Below are 21,698 nucleotides of genomic sequence, written 5' to 3'. Positions count from 1 at the left end.
ATGTTAAGATATTATGTAATTAATTATCAATGATAAATTGTTAATTGTTACAATAATTGCCCAAAGCAATTATAACCTCTTAAGGTGGTTATTGCGGCGGGGCTCACCTCTTCCCATCCCGAACAGAGTAGTTAAGCCCGCCTGCGCAGATGGTACTGCAGTTATGTGGGAGAGTATGTCGTCGCCTTTCTTTGAAGAATCCTCATCATTTATTTGATGAGGATTTTTTTGTTATAAATCAATATTTTATTATTGTAATGTTCGAATTTAGAGGATTGTTATCATTTTTTTATCCTTATTTGCATAGCATAATTATAAGGATCAAGTGGTGTAAATGATATTTTCTCCTGTTTCACAAATTGAAAATAGCTGTGTATTTTTCCTTTTGTAAATCGTTGTGACCAAAATCTTTCTTTAGTAGCCGTAAAACTATCTTTTGCATCAGTTATTACTGTCATTCCCATTTTCTGATACGATAGTTCTTGCTTTTTTCTTGTATTCTCGTTGTCAATATAGCAGGCTCCAATTAAAATTTCTCCATTTACATTCAGCATTTTATAGGCAAAGGTGAAAATAGTATCAAATTTTTCATTTTTTGATAAATCAAGTTTTTTGGATAATAAATTATAATTTTCAAAAGGGAAGTTTTCAGGATAAAAATTACCTGCTGTAAACCAAGTTGTAATAATCAAATCATAATGCTTTTGTAATTGATTTAAATTTACTGCATCTAAAAAATAAACACTTACTTTGTCTTCAATATTTAATTCTTTTATTGTGTTGCGGGATAAAATAACACATGTTTCGGCATTATCAGTGCCGTCATAGAATTCAATCATATCCCACATTTCTGGTATTGCATATAAATGTTTTACTATTCTTGCATTTCCAATTCCTATGTCTAAGATGGTTATTGGACTTCCTTTTTTAAGGAATATTTCGGTAATTACTTTCTTTAGTTCTATGAATTCAGCCCATTGAGCCTGCAACAACTCTTCGGATAAATAATTTTCATCAAATGATTTGTGTGCAGTATTTTCATTGTCATACATTTCCATAACTACTTTATTTTAAACTAATTCAAATTTAAAATTTAATCTGTCATAATTTAATCTGAAGAGCCTTTATATTTTAAGTGCTCATATTTTTTTAGATTTGGTTTTAACCGAGTTAAGAGAAGATTAATTTATAGGTTTTAAGTTTTGTTCCGTACAATTTTTAAACATTAAATTGTATTTTTGCTAAACTATATAAAAATATAATATGAAAAGAATTATTTTGTTTTTGACATTTATTATGTCTTTAAACTCACAAGCTCAACAACGCCCAAAATTAGTGGTAGGTATAGTGGTAGACCAAATGAAAATGGAATATCTATATCGTTTTTCAGATGACTTTTCTGCGAATGGTTTTAAAAGATTAATGAATAATGGCTATACTTTTCACAATATGCATTATAATTATGTACCTACTTATACTGCACCGGGTCACGCGAGTATTTATACTGGAACTACTCCGTCTACTCATGGTATCGTAGGGAATGATTGGTTTAATAAAGCTACTGGAAAAGATATGTATTGTACTGATGATGCTTCAGTTAAAACAGTAGGTGACGGAACAGAAAAAGAGGGAGCAATGTCTCCAAAAAATTTGTTAAGCACCACCATTACAGATGAGTTGCGAATGGCGACAAATTTTAAAGGGAAAGTAATTGGGATGAGTGTCAAAGATCGTGGAGCAATTTTGCCTGCGGGACATTTTGCTAATTGGGCATTTTGGTACAGTAAAACTGGAGCTTTTATCTCAAGCACTTTTTATGGTTCAGCATTACCGAATTGGGTAACTGAATTTAATCAAGAAAAACGATACATGAATTACATTAATAAAGGATGGAATTTATTGAATCCCATAGCAACTTATAATGAAAGTCTTCCTGATGATAATCCTTATGAAGGAAAGTTAGATAAAGCTAATGCGCCAGTTTTTCCTTACGATTTAAGTAAAATGTATAAAGAAAAAGGAGCAGATGTTTTGAGAACTACCCCTTTTGGGAATGATATTTTGGCGGAATTGGCCATGAAAGCTATAGAAAAAGAAGAGTTAGGCAAAGATGAAATTACGGATTTTTTGACGGTTAGTTTTTCTTCAACGGATTATGTTGGACATACTTTTGGACCACGTTCAATGGAGTTGCAGGATACTTATTTGCGTTTAGATCAGACGATGGCTCAGTTTTTAAACTATTTAGATAAAACGGTTGGAAAGGATAATTACTTGCTTTTTTTGACTGCTGATCACGCTGGTGCTGAAAATCCAAATTATCTAAAAGATAATAAATATAATGTGAAAAATATTCCTTCTAAAGACATTGTAGAGGCATTAAAAAAACATTCTAACGAAACTTTCGGCGCTGATTTAATATTAGATTATTCTAACTTTAATCTTTTTTTCAATAAAGAAATTATTAAACAGAAAGGTTTAGAATTAGCAAAAGTGAAGCAAAGTTTTAAAGATTTTTTGATGACGCAAGAACAAGTTAAAAGAGTGTATACTGAAGAAGAAATTTTAGCTTCGTCAGGAGATGACTATTTTTTAAGTTTTATTTCTAAAGGCTATGATCCTAAACAAAATGGTGATATTGTTATACTTGATAAAACAGGCTATATGCAATATCAAGCCACAGGAACTACTCATGGTTCACCAAATAGTTATGATACACACGTGCCTTTGCTTTTTTATGGATGGCAAGTTCCAAAAGGAGAATTGCACACTAAAAAATTCATTACTCAAATAGCACCAACCCTTTCACAAATGTTGAAAATTCCATTTCCTAATGGAACTGAATCTGAAGTTTTAGATACGCTGTTAGATAAGAAATAATAGTATTGCGTATTATCAAAAAATCCCATTTGCATTAGCGAATGGGATTTTTTTATTTATGCTGTTGTTGCTGCAACTGGCAGCGGAATTTGATTTTTTAATAAATCCTCAAAGGTTTCATGCGCTCTTATCAAATGACCTTCACCGTTCATCCATAATACTTCGGCTGGCTTGTATCTAGAGTTGTAGTTGGATGCCATAGAGAAACAATAAGCTCCTGCATTTCTAAAAGATAAAATATCACCTTCTTTTATTTCAGCAATTTTTCTGTTATTAGCAAAAGTATCGGTTTCGCAAATATATCCTACCACAGAGTAGAAACGTTCTTTCCCTTTTGGATGTGATATGTTTTCGATATGATGTTGTGAACCATAAAACATTGGTCTGATCAAATGGTTAAAACCACTATCTATTCCTGCAAAAACAGTCGAAGTAGTTTGTTTAACTACATTTACTTTAGCTAAAAAGAAACCTGCTTCACTTACTAAAAATTTCCCAGGTTCAAATATTAATGTTAATTCTTTCCCGTATTCAGTACAAAAGGCATTGAATCTTTTGGATAATTTTTTACCTAATTCTTCAATGTCAGTTTCGATATCGTCTTTTTTATAAGGTACTTTAAATCCACTTCCAAAGTCTAAGAATTCAAGGTTTTTAAAGTTTCTAGCGGCATCAAATAATATTTCGGCAGCATATAAAAATACTTCGATATCTAAAATATCAGAGCCGGTATGCATATGAATTCCGACAATGTTCATTTTAGTATTTTCAACAATACGAACTAAATGAGGTAATTGGTGAACAGAAATACCAAATTTACTATCGATATGACCAACAGATATATTAGCATTTCCACCAGCCATTACGTGCGGATTTATTCTGATACATACAGGTACATTTGGGTATTTTGTACCAAATTGCTCTAATATGGATAAGTTGTCAATATTTATTTGAACTCCCATCGCCGATACTTCTTCAATTTCTTCAAGAGAAACACCATTTGGAGTATAAAATATTTTGTCTGGGTCGTAGCCGGCATGAAGTCCTAATAATACTTCTTGAATTGAAACAGTATCTAATCCTGACCCCATTTCTTTCAATAATTGAAGTATAGCAACATTAGACAAAGCCTTCATTGCATAATTGATGCGCAACTTATCTACCTTTGAAAAAGCTTTCGTTAATCTGTTGTATTGAGATTGTATTTTTTCGGCATCATAAACGTATAATGGACTGCCAAATTGTTCTGCTAATTGTAGTAAGTCTTTTGATTGCATGATTATTAATTTTGAGCAAATTTATTATTCTTTATTTAGTCCCACAAGCTAATAGATGAATTCTAACAAATTCTAACAAAAAGTTATAAATTAAACATTTATTTGAAATTTTATAAAAAAATAACCCTTGACAAATTTTTCTATCAAGGGTTATAAAATGTTATTCAAACCTATAAGTTGGGTAAATCACCATTTCCTTTGGTAGGTAAATTGGTATAACCCATCAAGTATTTATCAACTTCTCTGGCAGCTTCACGACCTTCAGATATTGCCCATACAATTAAAGATTGTCCTCTTCGCATGTCACCAGCAGTAAATATATGAGGAACATTAGTTTGATAATTAGTCGCTTTAAAATTGCTTCTCATATCAATTTCTAATCCTAATTGATCGCTTAAAGTTTTCTCCGGACCTGTAAATCCAAGTGCCAATAAAGCTAAATCACAAGGCCAAATTTTTTCAGAACCTTCTTTTTCTATCAGTTCAGGTCTTTGTCCAGGTGTCATTTTCCAAGCAACTTCAACGGTTTTTAAACCAACAAGTTCTCCTTTTTCATTAGAAATAAATTCTTTGGTATTGATTAGCCAGTTTCTATTACAACCTTCTTCATGTGAAGAAGATGTTTTTAATTGCAATGGCCAAAATGGCCAAGGAGTAGTTTCACTTCTTCCAACTGGTGGTTTTGGTAAAATCTCAAAATTAGTAACTGATTTTGCACCGTGTCTGTTTGAAGTTCCAATACAATCTGAACCTGTATCTCCACCACCAATAACGATAACATCTTTACCAGTTGCTTTAATTTGATCTGGAATGGATTCTCCGTACAATACTTTAGTTTGTTGCGTTAAAAAGTCCATTGCCTGTACAACTCCTTTACTTTCTATTCCTTTGGTAGGCAAGCTTCGTCTTTCGGTTGCACCACCACATAATACGATAGAATCAAAAGAATTTAATTCTTCAACACTATAGTTTACGCCAACATTTACATTAGTTTTAAAAGTAATTCCTTCAGCTTCTAAAACAGCAACACGTCTGTCGATAATTCCTTTTTCTAATTTGAAATTTGGAATCCCATAACGTAGTAATCCACCAATGGCATTGTCTCTTTCAAAAACCGTAACAGTATGTCCTGCACGATTTAATTGTTGTGCAGCCGCTAAGCCAGCAGGGCCAGAGCCTATTACAGCTACTGTTTTTCCTGTTCTAACTTCTGGTGGTTGTGGTTTAATCCAACCTTCAGCGAAACCTCTTTCGATAATATTTTTTTCAATATTCTCGATAGCTACTGGCTCGCTTATAATTCCTAATACACATGATTTTTCACATGGAGCAGGGCATAAACGGCCTGTGAATTCTGGAAAGTTATTGGTTGATTGCAATATTTTCAATGCACTTTCCCATTCTTCCTGATGTACCATGTCATTAAAATCTGGTATCAAATTTCCTAATGGACAGGCACTGTGGCAAAATGGAATCCCACAATCCATACATCTGGATCCTTGTTCTTTGATTTTATCTTTGGTTAACGGAATTGTAAATTCATCATAATTCGATACTCTTTCTGGAACAGCAACATTACTTTCGTCGGTTCTAGTATATTCTTTAAATCCTCCTATCTTTCCCATGACTATAGTGCTATTAGTTCTTCAATTTTTTTTCTTCTGCCAATCTCTGTAATGCTTTTTTGTAATCAGTAGGCATTACTTTGATAAAATGGTTGCGTTGGTTTTCCCAATCTTCTAAAATCCTTTTTGCCAAAGGACTATTGGTATACATAGAATGATTTTTTATCAAACGTCTCAGTTTGGTAAAGTCATCATCTTCCAATGTTTCAAAAGCGACCATTTCCATATTACATAATGTAGCATCGAATTTTTTATTTGGATCAAAAACATAAGCAATACCACCGCTCATTCCTGCAGCAAAATTTCTTCCTGTTTTTCCTAAAACCACTACAGTTCCTCCAGTCATGTATTCGCATCCATGATCTCCAATCCCTTCTACAACAGCTGTTGCACCAGAATTTCTCACACAAAAACGTTCTCCAGCCATACCATTTATATAAGCTTCACCAGTGATTGCTCCATAAAGTGCCACGTTACCAATAATGATATTTTCTTCTGGTTTGAAAGTGGCAGTAGGAGGGACTTTTATAATTAATTTACCTCCAGAAAGTCCTTTTCCTAAATAATCATTACAGTTTCCATGTATTTTAAAAGAAAGACCATTTGTTGCAAAAGCACCAAAACTTTGTCCGGCAGAACCTGTAAAATCAACTAATATTGTGTCCTCAGGTAAACCTTGTGCACCATATATTTTTGAAATTTCATTACTCAATATAGCTCCAACGGAACGGTCTGTGTTTTTGATATCAAAAGTAACTCTTGTTTTTTCTTTTCTATAAATAGAAGGAATAGCCGCTTTTATAATTTCAAAATCAAGTACATGGTCTAAAGCATGGTCTTGTGTAGTCGTATTGTGGTTTGGAACTTCTTTAGCTTTTTCTGGTTTATATAGAATAGTAGATAAATCTAATCCACTTGCTTTATAATGCTTGATGGCTTTATTGACATTCAATTTTTGAGATTGTCCCACCATTTCTTTTAATGTTCTAAATCCAAGTTGTGCCATGATTTCTCTCAACTCCTCAGCAATAAAATACATGAAGTTGATGATGTGTTCCGGTGTTCCTTTGAAATTTTTTCTCAATTCAGGATCTTGAGTTGCAATACCTACAGGACACGTATTCAAGTGACACGCTCTCATCATAATACAACCAGATGCTACTAAAGGAGCGGTTGCAAAACCAAATTCCTCAGCTCCAAGTAATGCAGCGATAGCAACATCACGTCCTGTTTTCAATTGCCCGTCACATTCTAAAACTACACGACTTCTTAAATCATTTAGAATTAATGTTTGTTGTGCTTCTGCTAATCCAAGTTCCCAAGGAATACCCGTATGTTGAAGTGATGTTAATGGTGCAGCTCCAGTTCCTCCGTCGTATCCTGAAATCAAAATCACGTCGGCTTTTGCTTTAGCAACACCGGCAGCGATTGTTCCAACACCCACTTCAGAAACTAATTTTACATTAATTCGAGCTTCACGATTAGCATTTTTTAAATCAAAAATTAACTGTGATAAATCTTCAATAGAATAAATATCATGGTGTGGCGGAGGTGAAATTAATCCAACATAAGGTGTAGAATTTCTTACTTCAGCAATCCAAGGCACTACTTTTTCGCCAGGTAATTGTCCACCTTCTCCAGGTTTTGCACCCTGAGCCATTTTTATTTGAATCTCTTTGGCATTTGTCAAATAGTTGATAGAAACCCCAAATCTTCCAGAAGCAACTTGTTTAATGGCACTATTTCTAGAATCACCATTTAAGTCTTTTTGGAAACGTTTAGAATCTTCTCCACCTTCTCCAGAATTACTTTTTCCACCAATTCTGTTCATTGCAATCGCTAGATTTTCATGAGCTTCTTGGCTGATAGATCCATAAGACATGGCGCCAGTTTTGAATTTTTTTACAATTTCTGTCCAAGGCTCCACTTCCTCAATTGAAATAGGATCTAAGTTATTGAATTCAAATAAACCTCTGATGGTCATCAAGTTTTCACTTTGATCATTGACCATTTTAGAGTATTCTTTATAACTTTCAGGACTGTTTAAACGTACTGCTTGTTGCAATTTTGAAATCGTCGTTGGATTAAACATGTGTTTTTCTCCTGATCTTCTCCATCTGTAAATACCTCCAATTTCTAAAGGCAATAAATTGCTGACTTTTGAATTTGGAAATGCTTTTTGGTATCTTTTCTTGATTTCTTTTTCCACTTCCATTAGCCCAATTCCTTCAATTCTGGAAGGAGTGTAGGGGAAATATTTAGAAGTGAATGTTTTGTTTAATCCTAAAATTTCAAAAATTTGTGCCGCTCTGTACGAATGTAAAGTAGAGATACCAATTTTGTTCATGATTTTCAGAATCCCTTTTGCAATAGCTTTATTATAGTTTTTAATAGCATAATCTGCTTTTACACCAGTGATAAAACCTTGGTTAACTTGGTCATGAATAATTTCATTTACCATGTAAGGATTGATTGCGCTGGCACCATAACCAAATAGTAAGGCAAAATGATGTGGTTCGCGAGGTTCTGCGGATTCGATTATAATTCCAAATTTAGAACGAACTTTCAGAATGTTAAGCGAATGATGAATGTAAGAACACGCCAATAACATTGGTATTGGAGCCATTTTTTCGCTTACTCCTCTATCCGAAAGAATCACAATGTTGCAACCTTCTGAAACTGCTTTGAAAGTCGCCTGAACCGCTCTTTCCAAAGCGCGTTCTAGCCCGTTTACTCCTTTTTTTATATCGTATAATGTAGAAATAGTGACTGATTTGAAATCAGCATGATCAATATTTCTTATTTTATCTAAATCCTCGTTTGAAATTACAGGATTTTGTATTTTTAATTTTTTACAATGCTTAGGCTCAATATCAAAAATATTAAAATCTCCACCAATCGCTAAACTAATATCAGTAATGATTTCTTCACGAATACCATCCAAAGGTGGATTGGTAACCTGAGCAAATAATTGTTTGAAATAGTTGTATAACAGTTGTGGCTGATCAGATAAAACAGCTAGCGGAGTATCATTACCCATAGAACTTAATGCTTCTGCACCTTCAGCTCCCATTGGGTTTATGATTGTTTTTAAATCCTCTATTGTGTAACCAAACAAACGTTGTCTTGTTTCGAAATCAATATTTTCCGTAGGGATTGGATTGTCAGTATAAGGGATTTTTGCTAATTGCAATAAATTTTCATCCAACCATTGTTTGTAAGGACGTTTGGTTACAATCGCATTTTTAATCTCATCATCTTCAATGATACGACCTTCGTTCATGTCAACCAAAAACATTTTTCCGGGTTCTAAACGACCGTGTTGAATCACATCTTCGGGTTTGATGTCAAGAACACCAATCTCTGAAGACATAATTACAAAACCACTTTTAGTCAATGTATAACGAGATGGACGTAATCCATTTCTATCCAATAAAGCACCAATAACGTTACCATCTGTAAAAGGAATAGAAGCTGGTCCGTCCCATGGTTCCATGATGCATGCATTGTATTCGTAAAACGCTTTTTTGTCTTCCGACATGGTTTGGTGTTTTTCCCAAGCTTCAGGAACAACCATCATCATTGCTTCCGGTAGAGAACGACCTGTCATCAATAACAGTTCAATTACCATATCCATAGAAGCCGAATCTGATTTTCCTTCTAAAATAATTGGGAATAATTTTTTGATGTCATCACCAAAAACATCACTTTTCATAAGTTCTTCACGAGCACGCATACGGCTAATATTCCCGCGAAGTGTATTGATTTCACCATTGTGGCACATGTAACGGAAAGGTTGTGCCAATTCCCAAGATGGAAATGTATTGGTAGAGAAACGTTGGTGAACCAAAGCTAATCTGGTTACCAAGTCATCGTCTAACAAATCAGTATAGTATCTACTGATGTCTTCCGGCATCAACAAACCTTTGTATATAATGGTTGTAGTGGAGAAACTTGAAAAATAGAATCTGTAACTTTCTGAAATTCGTGAATTCCTGATTGTATGTTCAGCAATTTTTCTTCCCGCAAACATTTTGGCGTTAAATTGTTGTTCTGTAAGGTCTAATCCATTTTTACCAACAAATACTTGTTTAACGGTTGGTTCCTTTTCGGCAGCAATTTGACCCAAATTAGAAACATCTACAGGGACATCTCTCCATCCTAAAACTTCTAAATTTTGATCACGTATTGATGCTTCAAAAGTTGTTTTACAAAACGCTACTTGGTTGGGACTTTTTGGCATAAAAACCATTCCTACTGCATATTGTCTAGCTTCTGGGATTTCAAAATCACATACTTTCTTAAAAAAATCATGAGGGATATCAAATAATATTCCAGCTCCATCTCCAGTTCTGCCATCTGAACTCACAGCACCACGATGTTCTAATTTGATTAGAATGTCCAGTGCTTTGTGTATAATATCATTTGATTTAATTCCATTCAAATTACAAATGAATCCTGCTCCGCAATTGTCGTGTTCAAATTCGGGCAAATAAAGGCCTTGTTCTTTAACTTTCATGCTTAATATTTTTTTTTACAAAATTAAAGATTTAGTAACATATAACAGGCTTAAAAGTTAAAAACGCCTTGTTTTTACAGTTCTAATAGAAAAAGGTTAAATAAATCACAATAATAAGATTTAAGGACATCTGATTTGATTTTTCGACAAAAACAAAATGAAATTTGAGCCATAAAGCCCAGAATTTTGAGAGAAATATTTTACTGATGGTTTTTCTTCAATATTTATAACAAATTAGTAATTAATTTTTATATTTTTTATAATTTGATGCCTGTTATTGCCAGGTTTAAAATATCTAAATTTAGACTCCATTTAAATTGAAAAAAAAATAACAGTTAAGTTTAATTTTGCTATTTTTGTGCCACTTTTATTCTGAAATAAATTCAGAATCCAGACAAATTCTATATTATGAACATACACGAATATCAAGGAAAAGAGATTTTAGCTAGCTACGGAGTTCGCATTCAACGCGGAATCGTTGCTAATAGCCCAGTAGAAGCGGTTGCTGCTGCAAAACAATTAACTACCGAAACTGGTACAAGTTGGTATGTTGTAAAAGCCCAAGTTCATGCAGGTGGACGTGGAAAAGGTGGTGGAGTTAAACTTGCCAAAAATTTACAACAAGTAGAAGAGATTTCAGAGCAAATCATCGGAATGCAATTGATAACTCCTCAAACTTCTGCTGAGGGTAAAAAAGTACACAAAGTTTTAATCGCTGAAGATGTTTATTATCCTGGTGAAAGTGAAACTTCTGAGTTTTATGTTTCTGTTTTATTGAATAGAGCTACAGGTCGTAACATGATTATGTATTCTACTGAAGGTGGAATGGATATTGAAGAAGTTGCGGAGCACACTCCACATTTAATTTTTACTGAAGAGGTTGATCCTTCTGTTGGATTACAAGGTTTTCAAGCAAGAAGAATTGCTTTTAACTTAGGTCTTTCTGGAAATGCTTTCAAAGAAATGGTGAAATTCATCGATTCTTTATACAATGCTTATATTGGATCTGATGCTTCGATGTTTGAAATCAACCCGGTTTTAAAAACATCTGACAATAAAATTATGGCTGTAGATGCTAAAGTAAATATCGATGATAATGCTTTATACAGACAAAAGAAATATGCTGACATGCGTGACGTTCGTGAGGAAAACCCAATCGAAGTTGAAGCAAAAGAAGTAGGTTTAAACTATGTAGATCTTGACGGTACAGTAGGATGTATGGTAAACGGAGCTGGTTTAGCTATGGCAACTATGGATTTAATTAAGTATGCTGGTTTTGAGCCTGCTAACTTCCTTGACGTAGGTGGAACTGCTGATGCAAAACGTGTTGAAACTGCTTTCCGTATTATCTTAAAAGATCAAAACGTAAAAGCAATTTTGATTAATATTTTTGGTGGAATCGTTCGTTGTGACCGTGTGGCGCAAGGAGTTGTTGATGCTTACAAAAATATGGGTGACGCAATTAAAGTACCAATCATTGTTCGTTTACAAGGTACAAATGCAGCTATCGCAAAAGAATTAATTGATAATTCGGGAATGCCAATTTTATCTGCTGTTGAATTTCAAGAAGCAGCTGACCAAGTAAAAGCAGCACTTTCTTAATTAGAAAATTGTTATATATATTTAAAAAATCCTGAGTGAAAGCTCAGGATTTTTTTGTTTTTACCTGTAGATTTTTTGTTTTTTGAAATCTATTTTTATGGGACATGTTTTTTTATAGCTAGAATTTTTAGGACCTAAAAATCATAAAAATAAATAAAAGTATAAATAATACTGACTTACAACCGTTACCTTTACTATTGTAAAAAATTCTTTTTTAAATATTATGAAACTTCATTTGCAAAATAATTTTATAGCCGAGTTACCTGCTGATACGAGTGATATCAATATGCCAAGGCAAGTGCAACAAGCTTGTTATTCGTTTGTTTTGCCAAAAAAGCCTTCAAATCCATCGCTGATTCACGCTTCGATTGAAGTGGCTAATGCTATTGGTCTTTCTCAGGAAGATATTGTTTCCGCTGATTTTTTAAATACTTTTTCAGGAAGTACTGTTTTTCCGGAAACAAAACCTTTTGCCTTGTGTTATGCCGGACATCAATTTGGGAATTGGGCTGGACAATTAGGAGATGGTCGTGCTATCAATCTTACCGAAGTAGTTCATGATAATAAAACATACACTTTGCAACTAAAAGGAGCAGGGCCAACACCATATTCCCGAACTGCAGATGGTTTTGCCGTATTGCGTTCTTCCATTCGAGAATATTTGTGTGCCGAAGCAATGCATTATTTGGGAGTTCCAACAACGCGTTCGCTTTCGCTAATGCTTTCTGGAGATCAAGTATTGCGTGATGTTTTGTATAATGGAAATCCTGCCTATGAAAAAGGCGCTATTGTTTGTAGAGTGGCTCCTTCTTTTATTCGTTTTGGAAGTTTTGAATTATTTGCAGCTCGGGAAGATCATATTAATCTCAAATTATTGGCGGATTTTACCATTAAACATCATTTTCCTCATATTCAACAAGAAGGTGTCGAAAAATACCTGGCTTTTTTTCAAGAAGTTACCCAAACTACACTCAAGATGATTGTTCATTGGCAACGCGTAGGTTTTGTTCATGGAGTTATGAATACCGATAATATGTCTATTCACGGCATCACCATTGATTACGGTCCTTACGGTTGGTTAGACGATTACAACTCCAGCTGGACGCCCAATACAACCGATATACAGCATAAAAGATACCGTTTTGGCAATCAACCTGAAATTGCGCTTTGGAATCTGTATCAATTGGCAAATGCATTGTATCCTTTGATAAAGGAAGCGAAACCGCTGGAAACTATTTTAGATGCTTTTAGTGTAGAGTACGAAAAGGAGTATTTGAATATGATGCAAAATAAGCTTGGTTTCCAAATCAAAAAAGAACAAGATGTAGTTTTGATTCAGAGTTTGACTCAATTGTTGGAACGAGTAGAAACAGATATGACTATTTTCTTTAGGAACCTGAGTACTGTTACCAAAGCGGATATTGTAATAAATGCTTTCAATACCATAAAAGACGCCTTCTATAATGAAAAGGATTTGAATGAAGCAATATTGAAAGATTGGCACGATTGGTTTGAGAAATACACTATTCGAATCAATGAAGAAACACTTTCTGATTCTGAAAGAAAAGAGCAAATGAATACAGTGAATCCAAAATATGTATTGCGAAATTACATGGCGCAGTTGTGTATTGATGACGCGGATAAGGGAGATTATTCGTTGCTGAACGAATTATTTGAAATGCTTAAAAATCCTTATGACGAACAACCGAATTTGCAAAAATGGTTTGCCAAAAGACCCGATTGGGCGAGAGATAAAGTGGGATGTTCTATGTTAAGCTGTAGTTCTTAAATTAGATTTAAACACTATTGAAAACAGAATCTATTTAACACCTATTGCTTCATGACCTCTTAATAAAACCTTGTTTTTATTTTCTAAATTTTCTTTGGTTTTCCCTAAGATGTTGATGATGTCAAATTTGGTATCGCTCTTTCTTAAGTTATAAAATTCTTCTGAATTAGTGATTTCAACTTCTAAAATATAGTTTCGATCTAATTTGAAAGTTTCAATATTGTCTTTTATAAATGCTCCATTTACCATATAAATGACATCGTTACTTTTGATTTTGGTAAATTCAGATTTAATTTGTTCCAAACTTATAAAATCATATTTCTTAGGGTTTTTGGAAGTAATGTTAATTTGGCCACGATACAAAACCCCATTTATTATGGTGTCTTTTTTGACAACATTTATAGATTCAATTTCATTTGGCTCAATATATTCCATTGTATTTATTGAAAGTAAGGTTGAATCAAAAAACATGGCTGGTTCTTCAGTTTTATTGTTTTGTCCAAAAAAGAGTGTAGTAAAAAATAATAGAGAGAAGGTGAGAATAAATTTCATTTTTCAAGGGATAAAGTAGTAATGATGAATTAAATATACAAAAAAAAATCTGTTCGCCACGGCGAACAGGTTTTTTTGACTTATTTAGCAAGGCACTGCAGTGATTCGCTACTATTTACGATTTTTTATTCTTACCGAAATTAAATTTCACTTTCTCTACAACTTGAACTTTTGGAGTTCCTTTTGTAAATTGCTTTTTGAACGGTTTCTTAGCAGCAGGTTTCGATTTTGAAGGACTTTCGTCACCTCTTGATTTCTCTTCGTCTCTAGGCTTTGCTTTAAATTCAGTTCTTTCAGAAGCTCCTTCTTTTACAGGAATTTGAGCTTTGTGTTTGGCTAAAACATCATTTGGGTTTTTTGGATTTTCTTTCGTTCCACGCAAGTGAATTACTAATCCGTTTAGGAAATTACGCAACACTTGGTCGCCACATTCCATATAATTTTCATGTTTTTCATCACGGAAAAAAGCACCCAATTCTGATTTGGTGATTCTGAAATCCACCAATTCTAATATTTCAACTATTTGATCGTCACGTAGCATTAAGGCCACACGAAGTTTTTTAAAGATATCGTTGTTTGTCATCTTATTCTAATTTTTTACAAAGGTACGGTTTAAAAGCAATTGCACCACAATTTTAGATTTAGAATTGATTTTGGTTAAGAATGTGAATTATTGTATCCAAATCTTCTTTTTGGTGATTCGCAGTAATTACAATTCGATTTAGATTCTTACTGTCGGTCGGGTATTTAAAATTGGTTACGATAATTTTATTCGCTGTAAAAATTTCATTTAAGCCTTCTATTTCTGGATAAATTAAAGGATAATTTGAATCAAAATGAATTGCTTTGTTTTTAATCAAATTTACATCTATATATTGAAGATTGTCTTTTAGTTTTTGATGCTGTTGCAAATAAATATTGTCCGCATCAGCCATTGTCTGAACAAATGCAGCATTCATTCCGGCACTGGAAACAAAAGTGTCGTGAGTTGCCATTTGATTAATAAATTCCGCATCACTGGCAATTACACCTCCTGTCAATCCAAAGGCTTTCCCTAAAGAGGATATCATAATTTTTCTTTTAATATTGGGAACATTGATTGTCGAAAAAATCCCGCAACCATTCATACCCAAAATTCCAAGCGAATGTGATTCATCAATAACCAAAGTAATTTCTTTATTGTACGGAATCGAATTTATTATAGTAAGATCGATTGGTTTTACATGAAAAGAAGGAACCGAATCCGTTAGAATCGTAATTTTTTCAATAGTGTTATCCAGCAAACGAGGATTTAATTGTTTTCCAATAAAAACAGGTAAGCTGTTTTGTGCTTTGATGGCCGTGTGCGTGTCTGGAAAATGAAAAAAGGAATCCGTTTCAGTTGTTAATGTTTCAACAACTAATTTTCCTGCCAACATTCCTGAAGAAAGGGTAAGAGCTGCATCTGCGTTGATGAAATCGGCTAAAAATCGTTCTCCGTTTTCATAAGCGTTCAGTTGAATATTGGCACTTCTGGAACTTCCATAAGCCGTTCCCCATTGCAAAATATTTTTGATAATTAGTTTTTGAAATTCGGGATGAGTCGGTAAACCTAAATAGGCTGTTCCGCCAAAATACAAATAGTCTTCATTGTCGATTTCAATTATTCGATCCGGAAATTGGTTGACTTTCATTTTAAAATCAAATTAAAGTTACACCAGTTCCGTTTAAATCAGAATACTTTATTTTTCCAAAATCTATAGTTACACCATTTGCAATATCTTCAGCCAAAAGCAATGCGCCGTCCATGTCTACATAATCCAGTTGCGGTAATAAATGCGCAATCGCAGATATCCCAACAGTTGATTCGGTCATGCAGCCCACCATCGTTTTTAAACCTAATTTTTTGGCTTCCTCAATCATTCTTCTTCCAGGAGTTAATCCGCCACATTTTACCAACTTCACATTCACACCATGAAAATGGTTGTGACATTTGGCTACATCTTCTTCTATAATGCAACTTTCGTCAGCTATTATTGGTAAAACCGAATGTTTGAAAACTTCTTTATGACCTTCCCAATTGTCCGCTTTCATGGGTTGTTCCAAAAATTCTACTCCTAGTTTCTTTAACTCGATGGCATTATTGATGGTTTCTTCCACACCCCAACCGCAATTGGCGTCAATTCTGAAAATAGCATTCGTATGTTTCCGAAGTTCGGTAACAATAGCAATATCTTCTTTGGTTCCCAATTTTATTTTATAAATCGGCCAAGGCAGTTCCTTCATTTTAGCAACCATTTTTTCAATAGACGCAATTCCAATTGTGTAATCTGTCAATGGATTTTTGGCAATGGTATAATTCCACAATTCGTACAGTTTCTTTCCTTTTTTGCGTGCATATAAATCATTGTATGCCATATCCAAAGCGCACAAAGCAAACATGTCATCTTTTAAATAAGGATGGATTTTTGCCCAAAATGCTGAAGGTGTTTCATTTGTTGCAGCTTCAATTACAGAACGAATTTTTTCTAAATCCTGCATCATCATCGGAACAGTTGTTTTGTAATACGGATTAGAAGTTGCTTCGCCAAAACCGGAGAAACCGTCACTTTTTAATTCCACAATCAAAGAAGGCTGAAAGTCTATGGACTCTCTCGAAATCGTGAATGTATGTTTTAATTTGAGGTTGTATTCTCTTAATATTAGTTCCATTTGAATCTGATTTTGTACTTAAAATTAATGAGTTTCTTTAAACAGGAGATTTAATAACCAAGCCATAAAACGGCTTTCACAAAACCATCCCGCCATAATTTTTCATTATGTTGTCCGCCTTTTATAATTTTTTTTTCATTCAAATTAAGACAGTAACATCTATTTGAATTTAATAAATATTCCATTTTGTTCAAATCTGAGACCATATCATCACTTTCACTATCGCCACATAGGAAATAGATTTTAGACTTTATCTTTTTGGATTTTTCAGTCAAATCATAAATGTCTTTACTGTACCAAAACGAAGGAGAAAACACACCCGCTTTTCCAAATATTTCGGGATATTTTAAAATGGCATAATACGAAGTGAGCCCGCCAAGCGAACTTCCCATAATAATAGTATTTCTCTTTTTAGTTTTTGTTCGATATGTTTTGTCGATTTGCGGTTTTAGAGTTTTTACGATAAATTCTAAATAACTATCTGCTTTTCCTCCACCATATTTCTCATTTTTAAAAGGCGTTAATTCATCGATTCGTTTGTCATTTCCATGTTCGATTCCCACAACAATAACTTGTGCTTTTAGGCTGTCCAGTTTCTCATCTACATTCCATTCACCTGAATAGGAAGTTTTAACATCAAATAAATTTTGAGCATCATGCATATAAATTATAGAGAATTTCTTTTTAGAAGTTCCATAATTTTCTGGTAAATACACCCAAATTTTCTTTTCCGTTTGTAGCTGCGGTGCTTGAATCATAAAGGTTGAAACTTGTTTTGAAGCAGTACTTTGTTTTGACGGTTTAGAGTCTTGAGCAGTAATTTTTGCCATTGTAAAAAAGAAGAGTAGCAGTAGGAATAGTGGTCGAATCATTATTAGTTTTTGTGTTTTGATTTAAAAACAATATTTTAGCTAAAAATAATAATTTGATGAATACATTCGAAGAAAAGAGGAGTTTACTTTTAGAGATGATTGCTTTTTCCACTGTTGATGGACATTTGCATAAGAGAGAGTATGATTTTTTAGCAATTATTGCTAAAGAATTGAGTTTCGAAATAGCTGTTTTTAAAGATTTATTTCATCAGGAATTACCACAATTACCTATTAAAACAGAGTTTTTGCGCATTCAGCAATTTTACAGATTGGCGTTGTTGATGTATTGTGATGGTGTTTTACATAAAAAAGAAATGACAACTATTCAGCAAATAGCGATTGATATGGGGCTTAATCCTATAGCCACAAAACGAATTCTTAAATTGATGAATGAAGCACCAAATGCTATTATTGATGGCGAGATTTTATTGAATGTTTTTCAGGAACAACACAATTAAATTTTTATTAAATATACTGAACTGATTATTAGTTATTTGGATTTTTTTATTAAGAACTAATTAATTAGGATTTCTCTAAAAAAATAATTTGAAATAAAAATCTTATTTATTTCAAATTTTTGCAAAAATTTAATATTATCATTTTTTTTTTTTAATAAAACATTTATATTTGTAAATCAACAAATAAAATGCTTATGAAAAAAATTACTCTTTTATCAGGTTTAGGTTGTTTATTTTTACTTTATTCGTGTGCTTCTAAAGCTCCAGTAGTAAAGTTATCTGGGCCACAAGTTACCGCAAGTGCTAAAGAATTAGTTAGAATAACGGATGATGTAGTGCCTGAATTTCAGCCATGTTTATCTCCTGATGGTAAAAAATTATTATACGTAATTAGAGATGATGCAAATACTGGATTCAGTAAATGGAGTATTAGATTAAAGAACGATGTAATGTTACCAGGTTTTACTCCATTAATTGGTAATAAAACAGACAGACCATCTTGGACTGATAATGAGAATTTTATTTTTACTTATTATGCTTCTAAACCAACTATAGCCGTAACAAGTGTGAACAAACTAGGGTTAACTTACATTGGTCAGAATGCTTATGGTGATTTCGATGCTGATGCCAGTCTATCTCCTGATAATAAAAAAATTGTATTGACAACTACTCTCCAAGATACAAGAAATATTTGCCTTGTTAATAAAGATGGAAGCAGCTTTACAGTTCTTTCTGAAGGAATTAATCCTAAATGGAGTCCAAAAGGAGATAAATTACTTTACACAAAACTTTCTGGAGATTTTTTCCAATTATTTGAATTAGACTTGAAATCATTCCAAAGTACTCAAATAACTACTGGAGAACAAAATTCTACAAATGGTGCTTACTCTCCTAACGGGAAGCATATTGTATACATCGGTACAAAAGATAAATTTAGCCATCTTTTTGTAATGAAAATAAATGGAACATCTTTAACTCAAATTACAAGCGGTGAATCTAATGAAACTCAACCGTTTTGGGGTGTAGATGGTAATATCTATTTTTCTTCCACTGCTGGCGCACGTCAACCAGAAAAAGCCGTTACTAAAATAGGAAATGTTTTTGCTAGAATTTCTTCAAACAATATTACTCAAGAACAATCAGCATACTCTTATCCATATACTGATATATGGAGAGTTCAACCTTTGATTGTTGAATAATGTATAGCTTATGAATTGAACGTTCATAAGAGAAAATAATATTAAAAAGAGCTGTAATATATTCTTACAGCTCTTTTTTCTTTTTATGTAGAGTTCGATAATAATTAAACATAGGATTTATGTTGGCCTGATTTTTTATGACAATTGCCCTTGTAGCACTTTTATTTCATCACGTAATTTTGCGGCCTGCATAAAGTCTAATTCTTTAGCTGCTTTTTCCATGTTTTTTCGTTTTTCTCGAATACGTTTCTCAATATCGGGTTTTGATAGATATTCTGTAACTGGTTCTGCTGCAGTTGAAAGTGTATAGCCTAATTCGTAATCTGCTAAAGGATTTTTGGTAAAGGCACTTTCTATTTTTTTATTTAATGCTTGAGGAACTAAATTATTTGCAGTATTGTAATTAATTTGCTTGGTTCTGCGATAATTGGTTTCATCAATGGTTTTTTGCATACTAGCCGTAATTTTGTCCGCATACATAATTGCTTTACCATTTAGGTTTCTTGCTGCACGTCCAATTGTTTGCGTAAGCGAACGATGGCTTCGTAAAAAACCTTCTTTGTCTGCATCTAAAATTGCTACCAAAGAAACTTCAGGTAAATCCAAACCTTCACGTAGTAAATTCACACCAATTAATACATCAAAAATTCCTTTTCGTAAATCTTGCATGATTTCTATTCGTTCCAAAGTATCTACTTCAGAGTGAATATAGCGACAACGAATATTAACTTTGGTTAAATATTTAGCCAGTTCTTCCGCCATTCTTTTGGTTAAAGTCGTTACCAAAACACGTTCATCAATTTCTGCCCGAACCTGAATTTCTTCAATCAAATCATCAATTTGATTTAAACTTGGTCGGATTTCAATAATTGGATCCAATAATCCGGTTGGACGAATCACTTGCTCCACAACAACGCCTTCCGTTTTTTGCAACTCATAATCGGCTGGTGTTGCCGAAACATAAATTACCTGATTTTGCATAGCTTCGAATTCTTCAAACTTCAAAGGACGATTGTCCATTGCTGCGGGAAGTCTAAAACCATATTCCACTAAATTTTCTTTTCGGCTTCTGTCTCCGCCATACATAGCGCTAACTTGAGAAAGTGTCACGTGACTTTCATCTACCACCATTAAGTAATCTTTAGGGAAATAATCGAGTAAGCAAAAAGGTCTTGTTCCTGGCAAACGACCGTCAAGATAACGAGAATAATTTTCGATTCCAGAGCAATAACCAAGTTCACGAATCATTTCCAAATCAAAATTGGTACGTTCTTCCAATCGTTTTGCTTCCAAATGTTTGCCAATTTCCTTGAAATAATCGACCTGTTTTACTAAATCTTGCTGGATTTCCCAAATGGCATTTTGCAAAACATCTGGAGAAGTCACAAACATATTAGCAGGGTAAATGGTCAGTCTGTCAAATTTTTCAATAACCTGTGAGTTCTTTGTATCGAAACTTTCAATTTCTTCGATTTCATCACCAAAAAAATGGATTCGGTACGCTTCATCCGCATAACTCGGATAAACATCTACTGTATCACCTTTTATTCTGAAACTTCCGGGATTAAAATCGGCTTCAGTTCTGGAATATAAACTTTGCACCAATTGATGCAATAATTTGGTACGAGAAATAATTTGTCCTTTCTCAATTGGAATTAAGTTTTTCTGAAATTCGATAGGATTTCCAATACCGTACAAACAGGAAACCGACGCCACTACCAAAATATCTCTTCGTCCGGAAAGTAACGAAGCGGTGGTTGACATTCGCATTTTTTCCAGTTCTTCATTGATAGATAAATCCTTTTCGATGAAAACGCCAGTTACAGGCATAAAAGCTTCTGGCTGGTAATAATCGTAATAAGAAACAAAATATTCGACAGCATTATTCGGGAAGAATTGCTTGAATTCCGAATATAATTGTGCTGCCAACGTTTTGTTATGTGCCAAAACTAATGTGGGTCTTTGTACTTCCTGAATCACATTGGCCACTGTAAATGTTTTCCCGGATCCGGTAACTCCTAAAAGGGTTTGGAATTTATCACCATCGATAATCCCTTGGGCTAATTTTTCAATCGCTTGCGGTTGGTCGCCTTTGGGCTGGTAATCGGATACTACTTGGAAATTCATTTAATTAAGGGGCAAAGTTTTAGAGTTGCAAAGGTACAAAGTTTGGATTCTTTTTTTACCAAAGTTTTAGCCAAAAAAAAACCATCCTGTCAAAGCAGGATGGTTTT

The 21,698-nt window shown here is 33.6% G+C and carries 15 protein-coding genes and 1 rRNA gene; 6 read left to right on the top strand and 10 right to left on the bottom strand.

Annotated features, from left to right (window positions below; all coding sequences use genetic code 11):
* Positions 1–80 precede the first annotated feature (80 nt).
* A 5S ribosomal RNA gene (rrf, locus tag CLV00_RS15390) occupies positions 81–190 on the top strand.
* A 91-nt stretch (positions 191–281) separates the two neighbouring features.
* Here rrf and CLV00_RS15385 read toward each other — a convergent pair.
* Complete coding sequence (locus CLV00_RS15385; RefSeq protein ID WP_099716005.1) at positions 282–1,058, bottom strand: hypothetical protein; 777 nt, start codon at positions 1,056–1,058, stop codon at positions 282–284.
* 205 nt (positions 1,059–1,263) lie between these two features.
* On the opposite strand from CLV00_RS15385, the gene pafA reads away from it, so the two are divergent.
* Positions 1,264–2,880 carry an alkaline phosphatase PafA gene (gene pafA, locus CLV00_RS15380; protein ID WP_099716004.1) on the top strand — a complete coding sequence of 539 codons (1,617 nt, stop codon included), beginning with the start codon at positions 1,264–1,266 and terminating at the stop codon, positions 2,878–2,880.
* Positions 2,881–2,936: 56 nt separating this feature from the next.
* On the opposite strand, the gene lysA is transcribed toward pafA, so the two are convergent.
* The 3 genes from lysA to gltB all read right to left on the bottom strand — a co-directional run bounded on the left by lysA (position 2,937) and on the right by gltB (position 10,301).
* Positions 2,937–4,157, bottom strand: a complete 1,221-nt coding sequence (lysA, locus tag CLV00_RS15375) for a diaminopimelate decarboxylase (RefSeq protein ID WP_099716003.1) — start codon at positions 4,155–4,157, stop codon at positions 2,937–2,939.
* A 170-nt stretch (positions 4,158–4,327) separates the two neighbouring features.
* Positions 4,328–5,782: a glutamate synthase subunit beta gene (locus tag CLV00_RS15370; protein ID WP_099716002.1), complete on the bottom strand. Its 1,455-nt coding sequence runs from the start codon at positions 5,780–5,782 to the stop codon at positions 4,328–4,330.
* Between the two features lie 13 nt (positions 5,783–5,795).
* Positions 5,796–10,301 carry a glutamate synthase large subunit gene (gene gltB, locus CLV00_RS15365; RefSeq protein ID WP_099716001.1) on the bottom strand — a complete coding sequence of 1,502 codons (4,506 nt, stop codon included), beginning with the start codon at positions 10,299–10,301 and terminating at the stop codon, positions 5,796–5,798.
* A 408-nt stretch (positions 10,302–10,709) separates the two neighbouring features.
* Between gltB and sucC the strand changes: the two genes are divergently transcribed.
* Positions 10,710–11,903: an ADP-forming succinate--CoA ligase subunit beta gene (sucC, locus tag CLV00_RS15360; RefSeq protein ID WP_099716000.1), complete on the top strand. Its 1,194-nt coding sequence runs from the start codon at positions 10,710–10,712 to the stop codon at positions 11,901–11,903.
* A gap of 220 nt (positions 11,904–12,123) precedes the next feature.
* On the top strand, positions 12,124–13,692 hold the full coding sequence (locus tag CLV00_RS15355) for a YdiU family protein (protein ID WP_199074835.1): 1,569 nt from the start codon (positions 12,124–12,126) through the stop codon (positions 13,690–13,692).
* 30 nt (positions 13,693–13,722) lie between these two features.
* On the opposite strand, the gene CLV00_RS15350 is transcribed toward CLV00_RS15355, so the two are convergent.
* From CLV00_RS15350 to CLV00_RS15330, 5 genes are all read right to left on the bottom strand, one after another.
* Positions 13,723–14,244, bottom strand: a complete 522-nt coding sequence (locus tag CLV00_RS15350; RefSeq protein ID WP_099715998.1) for a hypothetical protein — start codon at positions 14,242–14,244, stop codon at positions 13,723–13,725.
* Positions 14,245–14,359: 115 nt separating this feature from the next.
* Positions 14,360–14,827, bottom strand: coding sequence for a DUF1456 family protein (locus CLV00_RS15345; RefSeq protein ID WP_099715997.1), 468 nt, complete (start codon positions 14,825–14,827; stop codon positions 14,360–14,362).
* Positions 14,828–14,885: 58 nt separating this feature from the next.
* A complete protein-coding gene (locus CLV00_RS15340) occupies positions 14,886–15,917 on the bottom strand; it encodes an aminotransferase class I/II-fold pyridoxal phosphate-dependent enzyme (protein WP_099715996.1) in 1,032 nt (343 codons plus the stop codon).
* 7 nt (positions 15,918–15,924) lie between these two features.
* Entirely contained in the window at positions 15,925–16,935 is a 1,011-nt protein-coding gene (locus tag CLV00_RS15335) for a dipeptide epimerase (protein ID WP_099715995.1), read from the bottom strand.
* A gap of 50 nt (positions 16,936–16,985) precedes the next feature.
* The gene (locus CLV00_RS15330) at positions 16,986–17,765 is read right to left on the bottom strand and encodes an alpha/beta hydrolase (protein ID WP_233206919.1); all 780 of its coding nucleotides are present in this window, start codon (positions 17,763–17,765) and stop codon (positions 16,986–16,988) included.
* Between the two features lie 98 nt (positions 17,766–17,863).
* Between CLV00_RS15330 and CLV00_RS15325 the strand changes: the two genes are divergently transcribed.
* Positions 17,864–18,265 (top strand): excinuclease ABC subunit B, encoded by a 402-nt coding sequence (locus tag CLV00_RS15325; protein WP_099715993.1) that lies wholly within the window; start codon positions 17,864–17,866, stop codon positions 18,263–18,265.
* A gap of 194 nt (positions 18,266–18,459) precedes the next feature.
* Positions 18,460–19,464 carry a PD40 domain-containing protein gene (locus tag CLV00_RS15320; RefSeq protein ID WP_099715992.1) on the top strand — a complete coding sequence of 335 codons (1,005 nt, stop codon included), beginning with the start codon at positions 18,460–18,462 and terminating at the stop codon, positions 19,462–19,464.
* Positions 19,465–19,599: 135 nt separating this feature from the next.
* On the opposite strand, the gene uvrB is transcribed toward CLV00_RS15320, so the two are convergent.
* Positions 19,600–21,591, bottom strand: a complete 1,992-nt coding sequence (uvrB, locus tag CLV00_RS15315; RefSeq protein ID WP_099715991.1) for an excinuclease ABC subunit UvrB — start codon at positions 21,589–21,591, stop codon at positions 19,600–19,602.
* Positions 21,592–21,698: the final 107 nt, after the last annotated feature.

Origin of the sequence: Flavobacterium sp. 11, assembly GCF_002754315.1 — a bacterium.
GTDB classification, from domain to species: domain Bacteria; phylum Bacteroidota; class Bacteroidia; order Flavobacteriales; family Flavobacteriaceae; genus Flavobacterium; species Flavobacterium algoritolerans.
The sequence above is the reverse complement of the archived record's forward strand: the minus strand, read 5'-3'. Positions and strand labels throughout refer to the sequence as shown.

Bases quoted from the DNA above. Each gene is read 5' to 3' on its own strand.
- CLV00_RS15385 (WP_099716005.1), bottom strand. From the start codon at position 1,058: ATGGAAATGTATGACAATGAAAATACTGCACACAAATCATTTGATGAA.
- pafA (WP_099716004.1), top strand. From the start codon at position 1,264: ATGAAAAGAATTATTTTGTTTTTGACATTTATTATGTCTTTAAACTCA.
- lysA (WP_099716003.1), bottom strand. From the start codon at position 4,157: ATGCAATCAAAAGACTTACTACAATTAGCAGAACAATTTGGCAGTCCA.
- CLV00_RS15370 (WP_099716002.1), bottom strand. From the start codon at position 5,782: ATGGGAAAGATAGGAGGATTTAAAGAATATACTAGAACCGACGAAAGT.
- gltB (WP_099716001.1), bottom strand. From the start codon at position 10,301: ATGAAAGTTAAAGAACAAGGCCTTTATTTGCCCGAATTTGAACACGAC.
- sucC (WP_099716000.1), top strand. From the start codon at position 10,710: ATGAACATACACGAATATCAAGGAAAAGAGATTTTAGCTAGCTACGGA.
- CLV00_RS15350 (WP_099715998.1), bottom strand. From the start codon at position 14,244: ATGAAATTTATTCTCACCTTCTCTCTATTATTTTTTACTACACTCTTT.
- CLV00_RS15345 (WP_099715997.1), bottom strand. From the start codon at position 14,827: ATGACAAACAACGATATCTTTAAAAAACTTCGTGTGGCCTTAATGCTA.
- CLV00_RS15340 (WP_099715996.1), bottom strand. From the start codon at position 15,917: ATGAAAGTCAACCAATTTCCGGATCGAATAATTGAAATCGACAATGAA.
- CLV00_RS15335 (WP_099715995.1), bottom strand. From the start codon at position 16,935: ATGGAACTAATATTAAGAGAATACAACCTCAAATTAAAACATACATTC.
- CLV00_RS15330 (WP_233206919.1), bottom strand. From the start codon at position 17,765: ATGGCAAAAATTACTGCTCAAGACTCTAAACCGTCAAAACAAAGTACT.
- CLV00_RS15325 (WP_099715993.1), top strand. From the start codon at position 17,864: ATGAATACATTCGAAGAAAAGAGGAGTTTACTTTTAGAGATGATTGCT.
- CLV00_RS15320 (WP_099715992.1), top strand. From the start codon at position 18,460: ATGAAAAAAATTACTCTTTTATCAGGTTTAGGTTGTTTATTTTTACTT.
- uvrB (WP_099715991.1), bottom strand. From the start codon at position 21,591: ATGAATTTCCAAGTAGTATCCGATTACCAGCCCAAAGGCGACCAACCG.